The organism is Sedimentitalea todarodis, from assembly GCF_032595355.1.
Lineage (GTDB): Bacteria > Pseudomonadota > Alphaproteobacteria > Rhodobacterales > Rhodobacteraceae > Sedimentitalea > Sedimentitalea todarodis.
Genome location: NZ_JASMWN010000001.1, coordinates 79,365 through 100,912, shown reverse-complemented (window position 1 = coordinate 100,912; position 21,548 = coordinate 79,365). Strand labels below are relative to the sequence as shown.

The following is a 21,548-nucleotide window of genomic DNA, read 5'->3' as shown; positions in this document are numbered from 1 at the left end:
TAACCTTTCAGACCAGTTTGCCGCTCAGCGAATTGGTTCCGGACCCGATGACACGAACCTTGCGGATATCACCCACGTTCACCTTGGCGTTGGCAACATGGACTGCGTGCAGATACTCGGATTTACCGCCCATCTGCCCTTCTTGCCGCCCGGGTTTCTCAAACAATACGCTGATCTCCTTGTCGATCATACTGTCCTGAACTGCGCGTTGCTGGTGGGTGATCAGGGCCTGAAGGCGCTGCAAACGGTCGGATTTGACGTCCTCCTCCACCTGTGGCCGCTCTGCGGCGGGTGTTCCAGGGCGCGTCGAATACTTGAAGGAATAGGCATAGCCATACCCAACCTCTTCGATCAGATCGAGCGTGGCCTGAAAATCGGCCTCGGTCTCTTCGGGGAATCCAACAATAAAGTCACCCGACAACAGGATATCAGGGCGCGCAGTACGGATGCGTTCGATCAGGCGCAGATAGCTGTCGGCGGTGTGGCTGCGGTTCATCCGTTTCAGAATGTGGTCACTGCCCGATTGCACCGGCAGATGCAGATAGGGCATCAGCTTGGAGCAGGTTCCATGCGCTTCGATCAGATCATCGGCCATGTCGTTGGGATGCGATGTGGTAAAGCGTATGCGCGCAAGCCCGTCGATCTTGTCCAACTCCCAGATCAGTTGTGCCAGCGTCAGGTCTCCGCCCGGACCCGCGCCATGATAGGCGTTTACGTTCTGGCCCAGCAAGGTGATTTCCCGCACGCCCCGCTCCACAAGATCGCGGGCCTCGGTCAGGATGCGGTCTGCGGGGCGGCTCACCTCGGCCCCGCGCGTATAGGGCACCACGCAGAAGGCGCAGAACTTGTCGCAACCTTCCTGAACGGTCAGGAAGGCCGTCGGCCCGCGCGCTGCCTTGGGCCACGATTTCAGTTTCTCGAACTTGTCCTCTTCGGGGAAGTCCGTATCCAGCGCCTTTTCCCCGGTGCGGGTCCGTGCCTCCATCTCGGGCAGGCGATGATAGCTTTGCGGCCCGACCACTAGATCGACCAGCGGCTGGCGGCGCATGATCTCTTCGCCCTCGGCCTGCGCGACACAGCCGGCGACCCCGATCTTCAGATCCGGGTTTTCCGCTTTCAGCCCCTTGAAACGGCCCAATTCCGAATAGACCTTTTCCGCCGCCTTTTCGCGAATATGACAGGTGTTCAGCAGGATCATATCCGCATCATCGGCGTTTTGAGTCTCAATATACCCCTGCCCGCCCAGGGCCTCGGCCATGCGCTCGCTGTCATAGACATTCATCTGGCAGCCATAGGTCTTGATGAACAGTTTCTTGGGGGCCGTCATGCGCGTTGCCTTTTGAGGGTTTGCTCAGCAGCCTGCATTAGACGGTTTGCTGTCGCCTTGCAATGCACGCGGAATTAACCGATTCTGCGAAAATCTGCCAGCAGGTCGCACCGGGATTGCCAACATGCCGTATATTTCTCTGGATGTGTTTGTTTCCGGCGACAGGGATGCGCTGGCAATGGGACCAATTGCGCTGATCTTTGCCGAGGATGATACCGAGTTGGCCAGCACCCTGTCCCATCATCTTGACCAGGGGTTCCGTTCGGTGTTGGCCCTCATGCCCGATACCTTTGCGTTGCCGCCCGAGATCGAGGACAGGGTGCGGCGCATCAGTTTTGAATGTACCACTCCCGGTATCGTGTTTGACGCGATCAACCAGATCATCGCCGCGGCCGCACCGGGAACATGGTTCTTCTACTGCTACAACGCTGAATACCTGTTCTATCCGTTCTGTGAATCGCGCAGCGTGGGCGAATTGCTCGCCTTTCATGCCGAGGAACGCCGGGATGCGATGTTGACCTATGTGGTGGATCTCTACGCCGAAGACCTCGGCAAGTATCCTGACGCTGTATCGCGTGACGAATCCTGCCTGGATCAACAGGGGTACTATGCCTTGACGCGCTGCGCTCCGGACACCGGTGAGCCGCTTGAGCGACAAATGGATTTCTTTGGCGGATTGCGCTGGCGCTTTGAGGAACACGTGGATTGGGGCAGTCGCAAGATCGACAGAGTATCCTTGTTTCGTGCGCAACAGGGGTTGCGGTTGTTGCCGGATCACACGTTCAATGACGCTGAGTACAACACCGTCTCCTGCCCCTGGCATCACAACCTGACCGCCGCCATCTGTTCGTTTCGCGCGGCCAAGGCGCTGAAACGCAACCCCGGTTCAGCCTTTGTCATCCACAGCTTTCAGTGGCGCAACTCCAAGCGGTTTCAGTGGCGGTCTCGCCAGTTGATGGATCTGGGGCTGATGGAGCCGGGGCAGTGGTTCTAGCGCCGGTCAGCCCCTAGCTCATCCCGGTCGTCTCGATCTTCAGCGTCTCGCCGCAATGCTTGCAATGGACAGCGTCGGGATCATGCTTGAGCAAGCCACAGGTCGGGCATTTGTAGCTGACCTTCGCCGGTTGAATTAGAGCCTGCGCCAGCCGCACGAACAACGCGACACCGACGACCATGATGAACACCGCCAACAGCTTCTGTCCCGTTGTTGTTGGCAAGATGTCACCATAGCCGGTCGTCGTCAGCGTGGTCACCGTGAAATAGAGCGCATCGACGTAACCTTCGAAACCGGCATCTCTCTCACTGAACAGGGCAAAGACCAACGAGGCGGTGAAAAACACAAAGACCAGCAGGTTAATCAAGGCGATGACCATGTCCTCGTTGCGCCGAAAAAACGTGCTGACCCTGCGCAGGTCATGCAGCAGGTGGTAGGACTGGATCAACCTCAGCGCCCGCAGGACCCGCAAGAATGCCAGATCTTCGTGAAAGAAAGGAGCAAGCAGAAGGCTGGCAATGACGATCACATCCGCGATCGCATAGACCTGAAGCAGCATGTGGCGCCGGTTCGGCGCGATCCAGAGACGCGCGGAAAAATCCGCGAGAATCAGAACGCCGATCAATGCGCTGAAGATCTCCATGCCCGGTGAGAGCCGCATGGGCGCAGAAACGAGAAAGAAGAGGATTGTGACCGCATCAAATGCGATCAGGCAATAGCGAAAAATCTGGGCCCGCCGAGATGAGCCGGTATAGAGAGCCGTCAAAGACTGTTTCAGGTCATCCATTCGCGTGTCAGACACCCATGCCACCCGCACACCGCGAAGCGGTCATGCCGCAGTTCCCTGCCGCGTCCAGATGACCGGGAACCAGTCTTCTCGCAATTTCTGGCCCGGTTTCATCTGATGTCCCGGAAAGGGTGGCGATGTTGGACCGGGACGCTCGGTGTAACGCGCATCATCCCCGACCAGGCGCAGCGAAAAGGCCCGCCGACGCGCACTGCTGGTATTGCCACGCGCGCCATGCAGGGTCCGGTAGTTGAAGGCAACCACATCTCCGGGCTGCATCGCGTATTCGACAATGCGCATCCCCTCGGCCTCAGGATCGGGGACAGGCATGTATTGCCCTTCATCGGCAAAGAACCCTTCGTCAGATACCCAGCGCGTCGGCAGGACATCCTTGGGCCAGTGATGAGACCCGGCGACACAGCGCAGCGAGGCGTCGCTGACCGCGTCCAGCGGCGACCAGAAGCTGACCGTCTGCCGCCCTTGCACAAAGTAATACGGACCGTCCTGATGCCACGGCGTCGCCATCGAGGTTCCCGGCTCTTTCACCAGAACATGGTCGTGAAACATCTGCACGCTGTCCGAGCCCATCAGATCCGCTGCCACCGCCGCCGCCTCAGACATGCGGATTACCTCGGCAAATTCCGGTATGCGGGTCCAGTTGCAGTAATCATCAAAGAATAGACCAGTATGCCCGGTCTTGCGGTTCTCCGATGCATATGGGCCGGGCTCTGCCATGTTGGCGGCGATGCCCGCGCGAAGGGTCTCGACATGATCGGCGAACAGCCCCCGGATCAAGACCACCCCATCACGCTGATAGCTCTCGATATCCTCTTCTGTCAGCATCGGGTGCGGCATGACCGGGCTCCTGTTCGGAAAGTGCATGACCCAGCATTGCGGCACGTGCGGGCAATATCAAGCCTTCGGCGCATGCCGATGACGTACAATCGCCGAATACACCCGGATCTCAAGCATCTGGAGTCATCGTCGAAATCGTAGGCCAGACTGTGCAGGGGGCCAATTCCTCGCCAGCGTCCGCATAGATGAAACAACCCGGCACATCGTCCAAACAGCGGGCAAATCCTCGGACGCGCTGCTTGTCGCTGACATGCCTGTTACATCGTCTGAACCCGTTCGCATCGCCTTTGCCGCTGTTTGGGTCAGGTCCGCGTCGTCGATTAGCGGCACAAACTCTCGCACATAGGAGACCACTGCCCTCACCCCATGCCGCAAAGCCCGCCCGCAATGCGTTACATTTCGGCTTCGATCCTATCGGATAGTGTCGGCAAAACGCTGCACACGTCGTTCACATGCATCGCGCAGGTGCAAAGCGTCTGGCAGGCGCGCATTTCAGTCTTCAGGCACATCATCAGGTGTCTTTCGCGCTTCCGAAGAAATGGTACATCAGCCATGACCTCACTCTAGGTGTTTAGTCCGCTGATCTTGCCATTCTGCGCCTGCTGCAACAGGACAACCTGATGACCCGGCAGGAAATCGGACCGTCTGCCACCCTGTCCGCCCCTCGGTGCATCGCCGGGTCCGGCAGAGTACATCTGACAGGATGATTGCCGACAGGGCCCGGTTTCGTGTTGCGTCAGACATTCAGCAGGCCGTCACCGGCCCGCTGCGCTTGACCGTCCGCAGCACCACGCTTGTCTGGGCACTGGCCACTGCCGGCTGTCGAAACAGGAACTCTTCGAGAAACCGGTTGAACCCATTCAGATCGCGGCACAGCACCCGCAGATGATAATCACTCTGACCGGTTGTGGCATAACATTCCTGTACCTCTGCCCGGTTCTGTACGGCGGCAATGAACGCCTCTGTTCCCTCGTGATCATGCCGGGTCAGATGAACATGCACGATGGCGTGAAACCCAAACCCCATTTGTGCCGGGTTCACCTGTGCGCCATATCGTTCGATGATACCCGCCTCTTCCAGGCTACGCACGCGCCGCCAGAGCGCCGATGCCGACATGCCGACTGCTTCGGCCAATTCGGCATTGGAGAGTCTGCAATCCTTCTGCAAGAGCGTTAGAATTCGCTGATCCCGGTCATCAATCTGCATCATTCTGGTCCAGTTTATCGCATGTCCGGCAACTACTGAAAGATTTGTCCGAAAACACAAGCCATTCCACACGAGTCTGGCAGGATTTTTCAAACACAATGCGGTATCGTACAGGGTCAAAGACCGCAGGAGGCTGCCGTGACCCACCCAAACCCGAATCTCTCTACCTACCAACTCGACGACCGCTATGCACAGACGCAGGGGCGCGTCTTTCTGACGGGAACCCAGGCGCTGGCGCGGATCATGCTGGATCAGGCACGGCGCGACAAGGCGGCCGGGCGCAACACGGCGGGTTTCATCTCCGGCTATCGCGGCTCCCCGCTCGGGGCGCTAGACCTCGAACTCTGGCGCGCAAAGTCGCGGATGCAGGAGGCCCGGATCACCTTCATGCCCGCCGTCAACGAGGACCTCGGCGCCACCGCGGTTCTGGGCGCTCAACAAGCCACTCTCGATCCCCATTGCGAGGTCGAGGGTGTGTTCTCGATGTGGTATGGCAAAGGGCCGGGCGTGGATCGCTCAGGTGATGCGCTGAAACACGGCAACGCATATGGGTCGGCCCCAAATGGCGGCGTCCTGGTGGTTGCGGGCGACGATCATGGCTGTGTGTCATCCTCGATGCCGCACCAGTCCGACGTGGCCTTTATGGCGTGGTTCATGCCCACGCTGAATCCGGCCTCGGTCGAAGAATACCTCGAATATGGCGAGTACGGCATCGCCCTGTCCCGGTTCAGCGGCACGTGGGTGGGCTTCAAGGCAGTCTCCGAAACCGTGGAATCCGCCCGCTCGGTTGCCTTGCAGGCGGACCGCGTCTTTGCGCAACCCGACTTCACCGGCCCGCCGGGCGGCCTGCACGTGCGCCGCGCAGATCTGCCCAGCCCGGAGATCGAGACCCGCATCGGCCACAAGCTGAAGGCCGTCGAAGCCTTTGTCGAAGCCAACCCCATCGACCGCGCCATCTATGACATCAAGGATGCGAGGTTCGGCTTTGTGTCGACGGGCAAGGGGCATCTCGACCTGATGGAGGCGCTGCGTCTGCTGGGGCTGGACGAAACGGCCTGCCGCCGCCTTGGGATCGACATCTACAAGGTGGGCATGGTCTGGCCGCTCGCCCATCGCGACGCGCTGAATTTCGTGTCCGGCAAACAGGAGGTGCTGGTGGTCGAGGAAAAGCGCGGCATCATAGAAAGCCAGTTCAAGGAACATTTCTATGACTGGCCAGGCGCCAAGCCCGAGCAGATGGTCGGCAAATACGATGCCGATATGAACCCGCTGATCCCGTGGACAGGCGAGCTGTCGCCCCAGTTGCTCGCGCCCATCGTGGCCGCCCGGCTGAATCGCTTCTTTCCCGATGAAAACCTGCCCGCAAAGGCAAAGGCGCTGACCGAGACACCCCCGGTTCTGCTGAACGTGCCGGGTGCCACCCGTACCCCTTACTTCTGTTCGGGATGTCCGCATAACACCAGCACCAAGGTGCCCGAAGGGTCCACTGCTGCCAGCGGCATCGGCTGTCATGTCATGGCCAGTTGGATGGACCGAAACACCGTCGGGTATGCCCAGATGGGCGGCGAGGGCGTGCCATGGACTGCCGCCAGCACGTTCAACGGCGGCAAGCACATTTTCCAGAATCTCGGCGAGGGCACCTGGTACCATTCCGGCAGTCTTGCCATTCGGCAGGCGGTCGCGGCGAAGACCAATATCACCTACAAGATTCTTTATAACGATGCGGTCGCCATGACCGGCGGGCAACCTGTCGATGGGCCGGTTTCGGTTACCGGCATCGCGCAAACCTGTCGCGCCGAGGGGGTCGAACGTATCGCGTTGGTCAGCGATGACATCGAAAAGTTCAACCGCTCTGACTTCCCGTCCCGGACCTCGTTTCACGACCGCGCCGAACTGGACATCGTGCAGCGGGAGTTGCGCGACATCCCTGGCGTTACCGTCATCATCTATGAGCAGACCTGCGCCACCGAGAAACGCCGCCGCCGCAAGCGCGGCACGCTGGAGGACCCGCCGAAATTCGCCTGGATCAATGATCTGGTCTGTGAAGGCTGTGGCGATTGCTCGGTTGAATCCAATTGTCTTTCGGTCGAGCCACGCGAAACGCCGTTGGGGCGCAAGCGCAAGATCAACCTGAATTCCTGCAACAAGGACTTCTCCTGTCTCAACGGGTTCTGCCCCAGCTTTGTCACCGTCACCGGTGCGACACGGCGCAAGCCCGAGGCGGTCGATCTTGATCTTCCGGCGCTGACAAACGGGTTGCTGGCGCCAAGGTTGCCATCGCTGAAGGAGCCTTTCGACTTGCTGGTCACAGGCGTTGGCGGCACCGGCGTGGTGACGGTCGGTGCGCTGATCACCATGGCGGCGCATCTGGAAGGGCGCGGATCATCGGTGTTGGATTTTACCGGGTTTGCGCAGAAATTTGGAACGGTGTTGTCCTATATCCGGCTGGCGGACCGCCCCGAAGCGGTCAATCAGGTTCGAATCGACGCGCGTGCGGCGGATGCCGTCATAGGTTGCGATATCGTGGTCAGCTCGGCACCCAAGGCCTCGCTGCACTATGGGCCGCAGACCCGCATGGTTCTGAACCGGGCAGAAATGCCGACCGGCGACCTGGTGTTGCACCGCGATGCCTCGTTGCGAACACAGGAGCGTGAAGACCTGATCGCGCGCACCATCGGGACTGCCAACCTGTCGGCGTTCGACGCCAATCGCGCGGCGGAACGCCTGCTCGGGGATGCGGTTTATGCCAACGTGATGATGCTTGGATACGCGTGGCAGCAAGGGCTGGTCCCGGTCAGCGATGGCAGTTTGCAGCAGGCGATCCTGCTCAACGGGGTCCAGATCGAGCAGAACCGGACAGCCTTTGCGCTTGGCCGGGTTCTGGCGGCGGCACCCGAGCAACTTGCAGCCCATCTCGGCGAAGAGTCGCCCGAGGAAGAAACGCTGGACGCAGTGATCGAACGACGCGCCGCGTTCCTGAGCGCCTATCAGGATGATGCTTACGCCGCGCGGTACCGTGATCGGCTGGACGCCCTTCGTCCCGCGATGCCCGAGGAGGCCCTGCACGCGGCCGCACGATCCCTGTTCAAGCTCATGGCGTACAAGGATGAGTTCGAGGTTGCGCGCCTGCACACCGATGCACGGTTTGCAGATGAGTTGAAGGCGCAGTTCGAGGGTGATTTCAAGGTCAGCTATCACTTTGCACCGCCCCTGCTCAGCCTCAGAACCGATGCACGCGGTCGCCCGATGAAGCGTGCCTTTGGGGCCTGGGTGACGCCCGGCCTGAAGCTGCTGGCACGGATGAAAGGGCTTCGCGGGACGGTGCTCAACCCGTTTGGCTATCATGAGGAGGCGCGTATGCATTGCGACCTGCTGGCCTGGTACGACACCCTGCTGCCGCGTGTGGCAGCCGCCTGGTCAGCCGAAACGCGTGCCGCCTGCATGCAGGTTCTATCCGCACCAGACGACATTCGCGGTTATGGTCCCGTCCGCCAACAAGCGGCCGCCACTGCGAAACAGGAAGTGGCGGACCTGATGGCGACCTTGTCCTGATCTCCGGACCGGCCGTTCAAAGCCAAGTGATGTGATACTTGCAAGGATCCCATCACTTGGCGAGAGGACTTGCGCCGCCTATGGCGACGCGACGGGCGAGGGGCGCTGCCCCTCGCGCTCCCCGGGATATTTTCAGCAAGAAAATGGGAGGCTCAAAGCGCCTCGACAATGGTAACGTTGGCGATGCCTCCGCCTTCGCACATGGTTTGCAGCCCATAGCGTTTGCCACGGGCATGCAGGGCATGAATGAGTGTCGTCATCAGTTTTGCTCCCGAGGCACCAAGCGGGTGGCCAAGCGCGATGGCACCACCGTTCACGTTCAGCCGGTCGGGGTCGGCCCCGGTGTGTCTGAGCCAGGCCAGAGGGACCGGTGCGAAGGCTTCATTGACCTCGAAGAGGTCGATATCGTCGATCGTGAGCCCTGCACGGGCCAGGGCACGGTCGGTGGCATAGAGCGGTTCTTCGAGCATGATCACGGGATCGCCTGCCGTGACAGTGAGCGCATGGATACGCGCCAGTGGCGTCAGGTTGTGGAAATTCACCGCCGCTTCGGACGCGATCATCAGGCCAGCCGCACCATCGCAAATCTGGCTTGCGTTGGCGGCGGTGATCACGCCATCGTCGCTGAGCGCCCGAACCGCGCCGATGCTGGCGAGCGTGGCATCGCGGCGAATGCCTTCGTCAATGTCGTGCAGATCGGCACCGCCCTCGGTCTGAATCCGGAGCGGCAGGATCTCGGACTTGAACGCTCCGGCATCCGTTGCTTGTGCTGCGCGCTGGTGGCTTTGCAACGCATAGGCATCCAGATCGGCACGGGACAGATCCCATTTACCGGCGATCATTTCGGCCCCGGTGAATTGGCTGAAAATCACCTCGGGGTAATTGCGCGCGAGTTTAGGGCTGGTCGGGCTGCCCGGAGCGGCGCGGCGGGCCCAACGCCCGGTCGACCCCATGGCCACGCGGCTCATGCTCTCTGCACCGGCAGCGATCACCATGTCCTGCGTCCCCGACAGGACCGCCTGCGCGGCAAAGTGGATGGATTGCTGGGACGAGCCGCATTGCCGGTCGATGGTGACGGCGGGCACGCTTTCGGGCAGGCTCGAGGCGAGCACCGCGTTCCTCCCGAAATGCAGGCCCTGTTCGCCGACCTGGCTGACGCATCCCATGATCACGTCATCCACGGCATCGGGCGCAACGCCTGCGCGGGCGACGGTCTCGTCCAGTACGGCGGCGGCAAGATCAACCGGGTGCCAGCCCGACACGCGACCCTCACGCCTGCCTCCGGCGGTGCGGGTGGCGCTGACGATATAGGCTTCGGGCATGAGCGATTTCTCCTCCGGAATGTGGCTCTGCGGACCGAAACCCACAGATTGCAGACGTGATCATCTCGACCCTATTGCAAGGCGCTTGGGCGGGCGGCGATATTGTCGAACCAGGAGCGGCTCGCTGTGTTGACCTCGGGAATACGCATCTTGATGACCCGTGCAAAGTCGACAAACACGAACGCGGTGATATCGGCCAGGGTAAAGTGATTGGCGGCGAGAAACGGGCTTTCCTGAAGTCGCTCTTCAAGGACATCAAAAAACGTGCCCACGCGCGCCTTGCCGCGCTCGGCCAGCTCGGGGATCTGTTCATAGTTCTGCGGACCCGGAATCGCACGATCCTTCATATGCGGGTTGGAATTGCGCAATGCCTCGGCGATTGGCTGGCCTCCTTGTTGTTCGGCGATCGCGTTCCACATCAGGACAAGTCCCTTTTCGTCGGGCGTCCGCCCCATCAGCGGAGGTTCCGGATGTTGGGCCTCGAGATAGGCGGCGATCCCGAGATTTTCGGTCAGGGTCGTGCCGGTATCGGTCACCAGAACAGGCAGTGTCGCACGTGGGTTGACGACGAGGAATTCCGGCTGCAGCTGCTGCCCCTCAGCAATGCTGATATCGTGGGTCTCTGGTTCCAGCCCCTTTTCAGCGAGAAACATGCGCGCGCGGCGCGGGCTGGGGGCGGTCGAACAGTCGTAGAACAGCATGTGTTTCCTTTCACTCAGGCGGCAAGTGCGGCGGCAACGGCGCGCGCGATCACACGCTCTTCATCGGTCTTGATCACTAGAATCTTGGCCGCCCCGGCGCCGACAGACACGGCACTCGCCGCGTTTGCGTCAGCGTCCAGCCGCAGGCCCAGAAAGTCCATCCCCTCGACCACGCGCGCCCGGATTGGGGCGGCGTTCTCACCAATGCCACCGGTAAAGACAACGCCGTCCAAGCCGTTCAGCACGGCGGCCATCGCGCCCATTTCCCGCCGGATGCGAAAGACGTAGTAGTCGATCGCCTCTGCGGCGCGCGGATCTTCGCTCTGCAACAACATGCGCATGTCATTGCTGATCTGGGACAGGCCCATCAGGCCGCTCTCGGAATAGAGCATGTGTTCGATCTGGGCGTGGGTCATCCCCTGCGCCATCAGGTAGAGCAGGACGCCGGGGTCAAGCTGGCCACAGCGCGTGCCCATGGGCAGGCCATCCAGAGCCGAAAACCCCATGGTCGAACCCCGGCTGCGTCCCTGCGCCACGGCGCACATCGAAGCCCCGTTGCCAAGATGGCAGATCACCACCCTGCCCTGCGCCAGCTCGGGCCAGTCGCGTTTCAGAACCCCTGCGATGTAATCATAGGACAGACCGTGAAACCCATAGCGGCGCACGCCCTGATCATAAAACCGCCGGGGAAGTGCAAAGGCATCATTGACGAAAGGATGGCCTCTGTGAAATGCGGTGTCAAAACAGCCGATCTGCCGTGCGTCCGGAAACGCGGCCTGCGCCGCGCGCACTGCGGCGAGGTTGTTTGGCTGATGCAGCGGGGCGAGCGGGATCAGTGCTTCAAGCTGGGCAAGCACCTCTTCAGTCAGCTCGACAGGCGCACCAAACGCCTTGCCACCATGCACGATCCGATGACCAACGCCCTCGACTTGTTGCCCTTTCAGAGCACCTTCCAGCGCGGTGAAGATGGCGCGCACCGCAACCACATGATCGGCCGGGCCGATTTCCCGAGGAGCACCACCCCGCAGCGACAGGCGTGCAACCGGGCCAATATTTTCGACCTGTCCCGATCGCAGAACCTCGGGTTCCGACGCCGCGCGATAGAGTGCGAATTTCAACGACGAACTCCCGGCGTTCAACGTCAGGACCGCGCTCATGCCGCACCTCCCGATGCATTCAGCGCTGCAATGGCGCAGGATGCGAGGCGCGATTGTTCATCGTCGGACCGGCTCGTCAGGATGATCGGGCATTTGGCGCCCATGACGACACCGCCGGCGCGGGCCTGGGCCAGAAAGGTCAGTTGCTTGGCCAGCATGTTGCCGGTTTCCATGTTCGGCGCGACGAGGATATCGGCGCGGCCCGCCACCAGCGAGGTGATCCCCTTGGTCGCAGCCGCGCCCAGATCGACCGCGTTGTCCATCGCCAGCGGACCATCGACCAAACCGCCGGTAATCTGTCCCCGATCCGCCATCTTGGACAGGATTGCCGCGTCCAGTGTCGACGGAATTGCGGGGTTCACCGTTTCTACCGCCGACAGAACACCGACCTTGGGTTGTTCAATGCCCAGCGTCAGCGCCAGATCAATGGCGTTCTGAATGATGTCCGCCTTGGTTCTGAGATCGGGCGCGATGTTGATCGCCGCATCCGTCACCATCAAGATATGATCCAGACCGGGCACATCCATCACGAATACATGGCTGATCCGCCGTCCGCCCCGCCGCAGGCCGCCTTCGCGCTTGACGATTTCACCCAGAAGGATGTCGGTATGAAGATGCCCCTTCATGATTGCAGCGGCTTGTTTGTCGAGCACCATGCGGACCGCCGCCTGTGCCGCCAGCCGGTGATCACGGGCCTCGACGAGGCAATACGGCGCGAGGTCTATGCCTTCGGCCTCTGCCGCTTCGGCGATCCGGTCGGGATGTCCGATCAGGATCGGGTCGATCAGCGTGTGTTGAGCGGCCAGTATGGCGCCCCCCAAGGCATCAGGCTTCTCCGGCGCCACCACGGCGGTGGGAATGGCGGGCAAGGGTTCCGCCAGTTCCAGCAGCCGATCGAAATGCCGGTGGCTTTGAACCGTCAGTCCCGGCACATCCGTCGCGTCGAACCGGACGGACCTTTCGGGTGCGATCACCTCGGCCTCGCCTTCGACGATGCGCGACCCATCCGCCGACTCGACCCATGTGTCAAAGCGAACCCTGCGGTCGTCCCCCTTGGCCACCAAACGCACCTTGACCGTCAGGGTATCGCCCGCCCGTGCGCGGCCGACGAAGCGCAGGGTTTGCCGACGGTACAGCGTGCCCGGCCCCGGTAACTGACACCCCAGAACGCCCGAGATCAAAGACGCGACCCACATCGATGGGGCGATGGATTCCGGCTCGCCATCGCCATCGCCATCGGCCTTGGGCAAATGCATCGGGTTCAGGTTTCCCGACGCGTTCGCAAACACATAGAGGTCATCGGCACGGCACAGGCGCGAAACCTCTGCCTCCATGCCGATGACAAGATCGTCATATGGAATATTCTTCATGAGCCCCCCGCAAGAACTGGCTTTACCAAGGCCTAGCGGGTTTGAACGCGCAAGGCCACTCCTGGCGGCAAGCACCAGCCGGCAAGACCATTTCAGCCGCATTCTGTAGCATCACAACGACCCTGGATCGGAACTCAGACTGGTCCAGCTTCAGCCGTGCGGTTTCTGATAGACAAAGCAACGTTCCGGCACCGCACCTTCGGGCAACGGAACCTCGGCAAGGTCGGCAAAGTACATTCTGTCGCTGGACACCATCATGCCGCCCGGTGCGAGCAGCGGCTCGATCAGCGGCGAAACCTTGCGCGCGAAGATATCGTTCTTTTCCCGATTATGCCCGCCCAGGTCGGCATGGATCAGGCTTGCGACCGCGCCCATCCGGGACAACGTTTCGGGCAATGTCGCGTTCACATCACCGAGAATCGTGAATTCTTCCGGCGGCGTGCTGTCCGGGTGCGATGCCACCGCGCGCTCAAAGACGTAAATATTCCGTGACCGAATGCGGTTGCGCATGTGATGATAGGTCCGCCCGTTGCCGAGACCCAGTTCGAACACCGGTCCCTGCATCACGGCGGTTTCCGCGATCGCAAAGTCAAGGCATGCGCGTTGCGACACCATACGGTCGATGAAAAGGTCCAGGCGGCTGGTCATGGGATGTCCTCTTTGATCCGGCTGTTGCCCTCATGACAAAGAACAGCGTCAATGTGTAGACCCGGCCCGCGATTTCCCGCGCTCTGGTGTCTTGAGGGAAATTCATGTTTGACTACTGACACTCCACCAAGTGAAAGTAGCTTGGGAGCAGAGTTGAGGTTTACAGGGACATAATGCGGTTCAGATACAGCCAGACGGAAACGCCTGAATGACGCCGCTCTTGTCGGTCAAGGATCTCAGCATTGGCTTTGGCAACGGGCCGGATGTCGTCAAGAATGTCAGCTTTGACGTGATGCCCGGTCAGACGTTGGCCCTTGTCGGAGAATCGGGATCGGGCAAGACCGTGACCTGCCGCGCCATCCTCCGCATTCTGCCCCGTATCGCCCAGATCCGCAGCGGCCAGATCACTTTGAACGGGCGCAGCGGCGGGCTGGAACTGACCAGTCTGAAAGAGCGCAAGATGCGCGACATTCGTGGTGATGCGGTGTCGATGATCTTTCAGGAACCGATGCGCTCGTTGTCTCCGTTGCACAAGATCGGCAATCAGGTCAGCGAAGTTCTCTGGCTGCACAACAGCATCAGCGAAAGCGCGGCCCGACGTATCGTGCTCGAAAAATTCGAAAGGGTGGGATTTCCCGATCCGGAACGCGCCTATGACTCCTATCCGTTCGAAATGTCCGGCGGCATGCGCCAGCGGGCGATGATTGCAATGGCCATGGTCTGCCAGCCGGATCTGCTGATCGCGGATGAACCGACCACGGCGCTTGACGTGACGACACAGGCACAGGTGCTTGGCCTGATGAAAGAGCTTCAGGCGGAAATGGGCATGGCGATGATCCTGGTGACCCATGATCTGGGCGTTGTCGCCAACATGGCCGAACAGGTCGTCGTGATGAACAAGGGCCGGGTGATGGAATCCGGCTCTGCAGTAGCCCTGCTGGGCGCCCCGGCTCATCCCTATACGCAACAGCTGTTTGACGCGGCGCCGATGATTCCGGGCGAACCCAAACTGGCGCCGCCGCTTGAGCAGGGCGATCTGATCCTACAACTGAACTCTGTTTCCAAAACCTATACAATGCGCAGCCAGTCGATGTGGAAACCCGACCTGCTGATCCATGCCTGCCGCGGGGTTGATCTGAACCTGCCGCGGGGCAAGACTCTGGCGATTGTCGGGGAAAGCGGATCAGGCAAAACCACCGCCGCTCGGATTGCGCTTGGGGCGGAACCGCCCGACGAGGGCGGCGAGGTGCTGTTTCGGGCCGGCCCCGACAGTGCGCCAATCGCCGTTCACAAGATGGACAGGGCCGCACGGGTCGCGTTCCAGAAACAGGCGCAGATGGTGTTTCAGGACCCCTATTCCTCACTCAGCCCGCGTATGCGCATTCTCGATGCCCTGACCGAACCGATGGACATTCACAACATCGGAACTCGATCTGAGCGTCGCGATATGGCGGAAGAGCGGTTGCGCGCGGTCGGGATGAACCCCGACATGCTGCAACGCTATCCGCATGCTTTCTCGGGCGGCCAGCGGCAACGGCTTTCGATTGCGCGGGCGATGATGCTCGACCCGGCCTTGCTCGTATGCGACGAACCGACCAGCGCGCTTGACGTGAGCGTTCAGGAACAGATCCTGACGTTGCTGGAGGATATTCGTGACAAGATGAACCTGTCCTATCTGTTCATCAGCCATGATCTCGCGGTGGTCGCCCGGATCGCGGACGAAGTCGCCGTCATGCGACAGGGGCTGGTGGTGGAACAGGCGCCGCCAGAGACGCTGTTCTACAATCCGCAGCATCCCTATACCAAAGCGTTGATCGCGGCCCAGCCGGAACCAGACATAGACCGGCCGATCAATCTCAAGCTCGTGGCGCAAGGGGCCGGCTCGCCGGAGTCATGGCCCGAGGCCTTTCGTTTTTCGAACACCATGATACCTTCGCTCACGCAAATGGAACCCGGTCACAAGGTACGTTGTCATGTTTGACTCAACTCGTCGCTTTTTGCTGGGGGCTGCGATTTCACTGTTGGCCGCGCCGGTGTTGGCCGCACCAGCCCTTCCCGATCTGGTCGAAAGCACCTTCTGGTCCGCTGAGGTTGATCGTGGCGATCTGCCGCCCATTGCCGAGCGCCTCCCGTCAGAGCCGCTCATCGTCGATCTGGAGAGTCGCGGACGAACGCCGGGCATTCAGGGTGGCACGCTCAAGACCCTCGTCAGCCGCAGCAAGGACATCCGCCAGATGGTCGTTTACGGCTATTCGCGGCTGGTCGGCTATGATGCGAACTATCAACTGCAACCGGATCTGCTGCTGTCCTACGACGTCGAAGACGACAGGGTCTTTACCCTGCGCCTGCGTCCGGGCCACAAATGGTCCGACGGCGCGCCGTTTACCTCGGCTGATTTTGAGTACTGGTGGAATGATGTCGCCAATAACGAAATGCTCAGTCCGTCGGGACCGCCCGATTTCCTGCGCATCGAAGGCGAACTGCCCACCGTCACCTTTCCTGACGAGACGACCATCGTCTTTGAATGGGAGCGCCCGAACCCGAGTTTCCTCGCCAATCTGGCACAGGCCCGTCCGCCTTTCATTTTTCGCCCGGCGCATTTTCTGAAACAGTATCACGGTGACTATGCCGATCCCGAAGCTCTCGCCGAGGCGATCGATGATGTCCGCGCCCGCAGTTGGGCGTCGCTGCACAACAAGCTGGACAACATGTACCAGTTCGACAATCACGAATTGCCAACACTACAGCCCTGGATAAACTCGAGCTCGGGCAAGAAAATCCGCCATCTGTTTGTCCGAAACCCGTATTACCACCGCATTGACCCGAACGGGATACAGCTTCCCTACATTGACGTCGTCGAAATGGAAATTGTCAGCCCGGGTCTGATTGCGGCCAAAGCCAATGCCGGAGAGACCGACCTTCAGGCGCGCGGCCTCGACTTTCGCGACATTTCGATCCTGCGCAAGGGCGAGGCCGATGGCGGCAATTACCGCACGTTGCTTTGGGGCAATGCCGTAGCGTCGCAGATCGCGATCTATCTCGACCTGAACTATAACGATCCTGCCTGGCGCGACGTGCTGCGCAACGTGAACGTACGCCGGGCCCTGTCGCTGGCGATTGACCGCGACACGATCAACAAGGCGCTCTACTTCGGCCTGGCCAAACCCGGCGCGATGAGCGTGCTGCCCGCCAGTCCGTTCTTCACGCAGGAAAACCGCGACGCATGGGCCGCCCATGATCCCGAGGCGGCCAATGCGCTGCTCGACGAGGCCGGGTTGGATCAGCGTGGGGGCGATGGCATCCGGCTCTTGCCGGATGGCCGGCAGATGGAAATCGTGATCGAAACCGCAGGCGAACGCCAAGAGGTTGAAAACGCCTTGCAAATCATCACCGATGACTGGCGCGACATCGGGGTCAAGCTGATCATGCGACCGTTGGATCGGGATATTCTGCGCAACCGCGTCTATTCCGGCGAGACGATGGCGTCGGTCTGGTACGGATGGGACAATGGCATCCCGCGGCCCTATACGTCGCCTGCCTATCTCGCGCCCACAGATCAGGTGTTTTTCGCCTGGCCGAAATGGGGTCAATACTATCAGACCAATCACGAGGCCGGCGAAGCGCCCGACATGGAACCCACGATACGCCTGATGGAACTGCTCCATGACTGGGAGCTTGCCACCAACGACGAAGAACGCAGCGCGGCCTGGGTCGAGATGCTGAAAATCCACGCCGACAATGTGTTTGCCATCGGCACGCTTTCCGAAGCACCGCAGCCCGTGGTGGTCAACAAGCGGCTACGCAACGTTCCGGAAAAGGCGCTTTGGGCCTGGGATCCGGGCGCGCATTTCGGCATTCACCGGCCTGACGAGTTCTATTTTGCCCCTGACGGGACCGATTGATGAGCATTCTGCGCTACGCGCTCTATCGCTTTGCCACAATGCTGCTGACGCTTCTGGTGGTGTCGGCGCTGGTGTTTCTGATCATCAACCTGCCCCCCGGCGACTACTTGTCCAACCAGATTGCCGAATTGCGCGCCACCGGCCAGTCCGCAGGCATCGACAAGGCCGAATTCCTGCGCAAGGAATACGCATTGGACCGGCCGCTCTACCAGCAATACCTGATCTGGATCGGCTTCATTCCCGGACCCAATGGGTTCTCCGGGCTGGTTCAGGGCGATTTCGGTTGGTCTTTTGAATTTGACCGCCCGGTTGCCGATATCGTCGGCGAGAGCCTCTGGCTGACCGTGCTGGTCAACCTCGCGGCGGTGCTGTTCGTTTACCTGATCGCCTTGCCGCTTGGCGTTCTGGCCGCGGCGAAGTCCAAGACCTGGGTCGACTACACATCGGCCTTTGTCGGCTATCTGGGCCTCGCCACCCCTAACTTTCTCTTGGCGCTGATCATGTTCTACTACGGTCACAAGTACTTTGACCTGCCCATCGGCGGCCTGATGGACCCGGTTTTTGAAGGTCAGCCAATGACCTGGGACAAGGTTAAATCCATCCTGATACACCTGATCGTCCCGACCTTCGTGATCGGAACGTCCGGGGCTGCGGCGATGATGCAGCGGCTGCGCGCCAACTTGTTGGACGAACTGGGCAAACCCTATGTGGAAACCGCCATCGCCAAGGGAATGAGTCCGCCGCGCATGCTGACGAAGTACCCGCTGCGCATGGCCTTCAACCCGTTCGTCGCCGATATCGGCAACCTTCTGCCGTCGATGATTTCCGGTTCGGTTCTGGTGTCGGTGGTGCTTGGCCTTCAGACGATCGGGCCGACACTGCTGACCGCGCTCAAGACGCAGGATCAGTTTCTCGCAGGGTTCGTCCTGATGTTCGTGGCGCTCTTGACGCTGATTGGCACGATGATCTCGGATGTGATGCTGGTGCTGCTTGATCCGCGTATCCGGTACGAGGGGCGCGAAGCATGACCCAGTTGCCCGATGGCCGATATGTCGATGATGAACCGTTCGACCCCGTCGCCAACATACAGGAGCTCGAGCGCAAGGATCTCGACGCCCCGGCATGGCTGCTGGTCTGGCGCAAGTTCCGCAAACACAAGCTGGGCCTCGTGTCGGGCATCTTCCTGCTGATCTGCTATCTGATGCTGCCGGTGGCGGGCTTCATCGCGCCCTACACCCCGAACGAGCGCAATTCCGATTTCCTCTATGCCCCGCCGCAATCGGTCAACTGGTTCCACGAGGGCGAGTACATCGGTCCCTACGTCTACCCGACGGTGGCAGAGGCCGATCTCGAGACCTTCCAATGGAAATTCGTGACTGATACGACACGCCCGCTGCCGCTGGAGTTCTTCTGCGAGGCATCCGAATACAGGCTGGCCGGGTTGATCCCGTCAAAAACGCACCTGTTCTGCGCACCGGACGGGGCGACCGTGTTCCTCTGGGGCTCGGACCGGCTGGGCCGCGACGTGTTCTCGCGCATTCTCTACGGCGCGCAACTGTCGCTGACGGTGGGTCTGATCGGCATTTCCGTGTCCTTTATCCTTGGCATCGGCTTTGGCAGCATCGCGGGCTACTTCGGCGGCAGCATCGACTGGGTCATAAACCGGGTCATAGAAATCTTGCGATCGCTGCCGGAACTGCCGCTCTGGCTGGCGCTGTCGGCGGCGGTGCCGTCGAACTGGGGTCCGGTCTCGGTGTTCTTCATCATATCGATCATCCTGGGCATTCTCGACTGGCCGGGGCTTGCCCGCGCGGTACGGGCCAAGTTCCTGTCGCTGCGCGAAGAGGAATATGTCAGGGCCGCCGAAATGATGGGCGCCAGCTCGGGACGGGTGATCCGCAAACACCTGCTGCCGAACTTCACCTCGCATCTGATTGCGTCGGCCACGCTGTCCATTCCGGCGATGATCCTTGGCGAAACCGCGCTATCCTTCCTTGGCCTTGGTCTGCGCGCTCCGGCGGTGAGTTGGGGGGTCATGCTGAATGATGCCCAGAACCTTGCGAGCATCGAAATCTATCCCTGGACGGCGATTCCCATGTTGCCGATCATCGTGATCGTTCTGGCGTTCAATTTCCTTGGCGACGGGTTGAGGGATTCGCTTGATCCCTATGCGGACTGACTTGCACCGCCTTGTGACCATGGCCGTCCTGCTTGCCCTATGGGCTGACGGAGTGGCCGGACAGGACGCAGTTGCCGACAACTGGACCCGCCAGAAATGTGATCTCTACAGTGCCGCGTGGCAGGATGTGCAAGCGTCCTTTGACACGTCGGTCGTCAGCGAAGAATTTCTGGAAAAACATCAGAATTTCATAACTTTGGGTTGCCCCGCAGACATGCGGGTTTGCGCGGTGTCGCCCGAGGAAATCGAGTTGGCGAACCTCCTCACCATCCTGTCGATGAACGAGGGCATGGCCAGCACGTTTGTCCCGTTTGGATGCCCGGATTAGGAACAATAGCCGACCCGGATATCACAATCGCGTAATAATGTTTCACGCGATCATCTAAAATTTGCCCGATTCTTATCCATGTAGTAACATGATCATGTTTTAGTTCAGTTTGTACCGTAACGATTGGAAGTTATTATGAGCATTGTAATGAGTGAACGTTTCAACCGGACCGACCGGCCTCTCCCCAACCTCTGGACGGAATTCAACCGCGGACATGACGAAAGCGCGTTGGATTGCGAGACTGCTGTGTCTCTGTCCTGCCACCTCAGCCCGACATTCAGGAACGCTGCGGATTGGAGCAGCCTGATCCGGGAACTGGCTGATCAGGGTTTTGCACTTGTGTTTCAGGGCGACCGTCTCATCCTCGTGAACGAAGAAACGGGTATCGATCTCTGTACCTGCGCATTTCTTGGCCACAGCTTTGCCTCTCTGACCGACCGTCTTGGCAAGCCCTGTGTCTCGGCAACGACCGCGCGACTGATGCCGCGGCCTCACGCATAGACGACAACAGTCAGGCTAGCGCTGGAACGGCGCTCCCAGCAAGCGAACCAGCGGGGTTTGCAGGTTGCCGAGCGAGATGCGAAACACGAACCCCTCGTCCCCGGATCCGGAGCCTTCGTATTTGAGGCCGGCTGACCATGTCTCGTCAAAGCTAAAGGACGCTCCGACGCTCCAATACTCATGCGCATAGGAATCGCTGTAGCCGTAGATGGCTGCAATCCCGAGATCGGGGGTCGGCTCATAAACAAGTGTCATGTTCCGGTTAAAGTTCTCTGACTTCGGATCATACGCGACATAGCCCGTCACGCCGAACTGATCCGCAAGCGGATAGCCCAGCGTCAGCTTTGCCTCACCGCAGCAATCGCCGCTATGATCGTAGAAGTATCGCGCATAGCCAACATCGACGAAGAGATCGTTCTCGAACAGGTTTCGGTAACCAACGTAGAGGTCAATCTCCCAGTCGTCATTGTCTCCAAAGTCGACATTGGACATCCACGTCCCCGCATAAAACCCATTCAAACCGATCTCGAAATAGGGCTGGATCGCCGGTTTGCCATCCGACTGGGTAACGCCGTTTGAAACGTAGTTGGAAACAACATCAACACCAAACAGATAGCTTACGCCGCCGTCATCCTGTGCCTGCGCATGCCCCGCCGCTCCGAGTGTGCAGGCAACAACAGTGCCCCATGCAAGGTTGGATCGCATCTTGGTGTCCCTCT

The 21,548-nt window shown here is 60.3% G+C and carries 18 protein-coding genes; 8 read left to right on the top strand and 10 right to left on the bottom strand.

The features are described 5' to 3' along the window. Nucleotides 1-7: 7 nt before the first annotated feature. Nucleotides 8-1,327 (bottom strand): tRNA (N6-isopentenyl adenosine(37)-C2)-methylthiotransferase MiaB, encoded by a 1,320-nt coding sequence (miaB, locus tag QO231_RS00465; RefSeq protein ID WP_316771929.1) that lies wholly within the window; start codon nt 1,325-1,327, stop codon nt 8-10. Between the two features lie 124 nt (nt 1,328-1,451). Here miaB and QO231_RS00460 point away from each other — a divergent pair, with 124 nt between their 5' ends. Beyond that, a complete protein-coding gene (locus QO231_RS00460; RefSeq protein WP_316771926.1) occupies nt 1,452-2,321 on the top strand; it encodes a hypothetical protein in 870 nt (289 codons plus the stop codon). A 13-nt stretch (nt 2,322-2,334) separates the two neighbouring features. Here the strand turns inward: QO231_RS00460 and QO231_RS00455 are convergent, their stop codons facing one another. From QO231_RS00455 to QO231_RS00445, 3 genes are all read right to left on the bottom strand, one after another. Further along, nucleotides 2,335-3,123, bottom strand: coding sequence for a potassium channel family protein (locus QO231_RS00455; RefSeq protein ID WP_394356551.1), 789 nt, complete (start codon nt 3,121-3,123; stop codon nt 2,335-2,337). A 27-nt stretch (nt 3,124-3,150) separates the two neighbouring features. Further along, a complete protein-coding gene (locus QO231_RS00450; RefSeq protein WP_316771924.1) occupies nt 3,151-3,963 on the bottom strand; it encodes a phytanoyl-CoA dioxygenase family protein in 813 nt (270 codons plus the stop codon). A gap of 744 nt (nt 3,964-4,707) precedes the next feature. Next, a complete protein-coding gene (locus tag QO231_RS00445) occupies nt 4,708-5,169 on the bottom strand; it encodes an Lrp/AsnC family transcriptional regulator (RefSeq protein ID WP_316771921.1) in 462 nt (153 codons plus the stop codon). Nucleotides 5,170-5,307: 138 nt separating this feature from the next. Between QO231_RS00445 and QO231_RS00440 the strand changes: the two genes are divergently transcribed. After that, nucleotides 5,308-8,721, top strand: coding sequence for an indolepyruvate ferredoxin oxidoreductase family protein (locus tag QO231_RS00440; protein ID WP_316771918.1), 3,414 nt, complete (start codon nt 5,308-5,310; stop codon nt 8,719-8,721). A 152-nt stretch (nt 8,722-8,873) separates the two neighbouring features. On the opposite strand, the gene QO231_RS00435 is transcribed toward QO231_RS00440, so the two are convergent. The 5 genes from QO231_RS00435 to QO231_RS00415 form a co-directional block, all read right to left on the bottom strand. Beyond that, the gene (locus tag QO231_RS00435) at nt 8,874-10,043 is read right to left on the bottom strand and encodes an acetyl-CoA C-acetyltransferase (protein WP_316771916.1); all 1,170 of its coding nucleotides are present in this window, start codon (nt 10,041-10,043) and stop codon (nt 8,874-8,876) included. Between the two features lie 71 nt (nt 10,044-10,114). Continuing rightward, nucleotides 10,115-10,744: a glutathione S-transferase gene (locus QO231_RS00430; protein ID WP_316771913.1), complete on the bottom strand. Its 630-nt coding sequence runs from the start codon at nt 10,742-10,744 to the stop codon at nt 10,115-10,117. 14 nt (nt 10,745-10,758) lie between these two features. Then, nucleotides 10,759-11,901, bottom strand: a complete 1,143-nt coding sequence (locus QO231_RS00425) for an acetate/propionate family kinase (RefSeq protein ID WP_316771910.1) — start codon at nt 11,899-11,901, stop codon at nt 10,759-10,761. Next, nucleotides 11,898-13,271: a bifunctional enoyl-CoA hydratase/phosphate acetyltransferase gene (locus tag QO231_RS00420; RefSeq protein ID WP_316771908.1), complete on the bottom strand. Its 1,374-nt coding sequence runs from the start codon at nt 13,269-13,271 to the stop codon at nt 11,898-11,900. The genes QO231_RS00425 and QO231_RS00420 overlap by 4 nt, the downstream gene beginning before the upstream one ends. 150 nt (nt 13,272-13,421) lie before the next feature. After that, nucleotides 13,422-13,919, bottom strand: coding sequence for a class I SAM-dependent methyltransferase (locus tag QO231_RS00415; RefSeq protein ID WP_316771905.1), 498 nt, complete (start codon nt 13,917-13,919; stop codon nt 13,422-13,424). Between the two features lie 208 nt (nt 13,920-14,127). On the opposite strand from QO231_RS00415, the gene QO231_RS00410 reads away from it, so the two are divergent. From QO231_RS00410 to QO231_RS00385, 6 genes are all read left to right on the top strand, one after another. Then, a complete protein-coding gene (locus QO231_RS00410; protein WP_316771902.1) occupies nt 14,128-15,900 on the top strand; it encodes an ABC transporter ATP-binding protein in 1,773 nt (590 codons plus the stop codon). Then, complete coding sequence (locus QO231_RS00405) at nt 15,893-17,821, top strand: ABC transporter substrate-binding protein (protein WP_316771899.1); 1,929 nt, start codon at nt 15,893-15,895, stop codon at nt 17,819-17,821. Before QO231_RS00410 ends, QO231_RS00405 begins: the two co-directional genes overlap by 8 nt. Next, the gene (locus tag QO231_RS00400; RefSeq protein WP_316771895.1) at nt 17,821-18,849 is read left to right on the top strand and encodes an ABC transporter permease; all 1,029 of its coding nucleotides are present in this window, start codon (nt 17,821-17,823) and stop codon (nt 18,847-18,849) included. Before QO231_RS00405 ends, QO231_RS00400 begins: the two co-directional genes overlap by 1 nt. Further along, nucleotides 18,846-20,000 carry an ABC transporter permease gene (locus QO231_RS00395; RefSeq protein ID WP_316771893.1) on the top strand — a complete coding sequence of 385 codons (1,155 nt, stop codon included), beginning with the start codon at nt 18,846-18,848 and terminating at the stop codon, nt 19,998-20,000. Before QO231_RS00400 ends, QO231_RS00395 begins: the two co-directional genes overlap by 4 nt. Further along, a complete protein-coding gene (locus tag QO231_RS00390) occupies nt 19,990-20,328 on the top strand; it encodes a hypothetical protein (protein WP_316771890.1) in 339 nt (112 codons plus the stop codon). Before QO231_RS00395 ends, QO231_RS00390 begins: the two co-directional genes overlap by 11 nt. A 147-nt stretch (nt 20,329-20,475) precedes the next feature. Further along, nucleotides 20,476-20,829: a hypothetical protein gene (locus tag QO231_RS00385; RefSeq protein ID WP_316771887.1), complete on the top strand. Its 354-nt coding sequence runs from the start codon at nt 20,476-20,478 to the stop codon at nt 20,827-20,829. Nucleotides 20,830-20,844: 15 nt separating this feature from the next. Here QO231_RS00385 and QO231_RS00380 read toward each other — a convergent pair whose 3' ends face one another. Then, nucleotides 20,845-21,534: a TorF family putative porin gene (locus tag QO231_RS00380; RefSeq protein WP_316771884.1), complete on the bottom strand. Its 690-nt coding sequence runs from the start codon at nt 21,532-21,534 to the stop codon at nt 20,845-20,847. Between the last annotated feature and the right edge of the window lie 14 nt (nt 21,535-21,548).

Coding starts and splice junctions, on each gene's coding strand:
- QO231_RS00425 (WP_316771910.1), bottom strand. CDS start 11,901: ATGAGCGCGGTCCTGACGTTGAACGCCGGGAGTTCGTCGTTGAAATTC.
- QO231_RS00405 (WP_316771899.1), top strand. CDS start 15,893: ATGTTTGACTCAACTCGTCGCTTTTTGCTGGGGGCTGCGATTTCACTG.
- miaB (WP_316771929.1), bottom strand. CDS start 1,327: ATGACGGCCCCCAAGAAACTGTTCATCAAGACCTATGGCTGCCAGATG.
- QO231_RS00445 (WP_316771921.1), bottom strand. CDS start 5,169: ATGCAGATTGATGACCGGGATCAGCGAATTCTAACGCTCTTGCAGAAG.
- QO231_RS00450 (WP_316771924.1), bottom strand. CDS start 3,963: ATGCCGCACCCGATGCTGACAGAAGAGGATATCGAGAGCTATCAGCGT.
- QO231_RS00460 (WP_316771926.1), top strand. CDS start 1,452: ATGCCGTATATTTCTCTGGATGTGTTTGTTTCCGGCGACAGGGATGCG.
- QO231_RS00415 (WP_316771905.1), bottom strand. CDS start 13,919: ATGACCAGCCGCCTGGACCTTTTCATCGACCGTATGGTGTCGCAACGC.
- QO231_RS00420 (WP_316771908.1), bottom strand. CDS start 13,271: ATGAAGAATATTCCATATGACGATCTTGTCATCGGCATGGAGGCAGAG.
- QO231_RS00410 (WP_316771902.1), top strand. CDS start 14,128: ATGACGCCGCTCTTGTCGGTCAAGGATCTCAGCATTGGCTTTGGCAAC.
- QO231_RS00400 (WP_316771895.1), top strand. CDS start 17,821: ATGAGCATTCTGCGCTACGCGCTCTATCGCTTTGCCACAATGCTGCTG.
- QO231_RS00430 (WP_316771913.1), bottom strand. CDS start 10,744: ATGCTGTTCTACGACTGTTCGACCGCCCCCAGCCCGCGCCGCGCGCGC.
- QO231_RS00435 (WP_316771916.1), bottom strand. CDS start 10,043: ATGCCCGAAGCCTATATCGTCAGCGCCACCCGCACCGCCGGAGGCAGG.
- QO231_RS00390 (WP_316771890.1), top strand. CDS start 19,990: ATGCGGACTGACTTGCACCGCCTTGTGACCATGGCCGTCCTGCTTGCC.
- QO231_RS00385 (WP_316771887.1), top strand. CDS start 20,476: ATGAGTGAACGTTTCAACCGGACCGACCGGCCTCTCCCCAACCTCTGG.
- QO231_RS00395 (WP_316771893.1), top strand. CDS start 18,846: ATGACCCAGTTGCCCGATGGCCGATATGTCGATGATGAACCGTTCGAC.
- QO231_RS00380 (WP_316771884.1), bottom strand. CDS start 21,534: ATGCGATCCAACCTTGCATGGGGCACTGTTGTTGCCTGCACACTCGGA.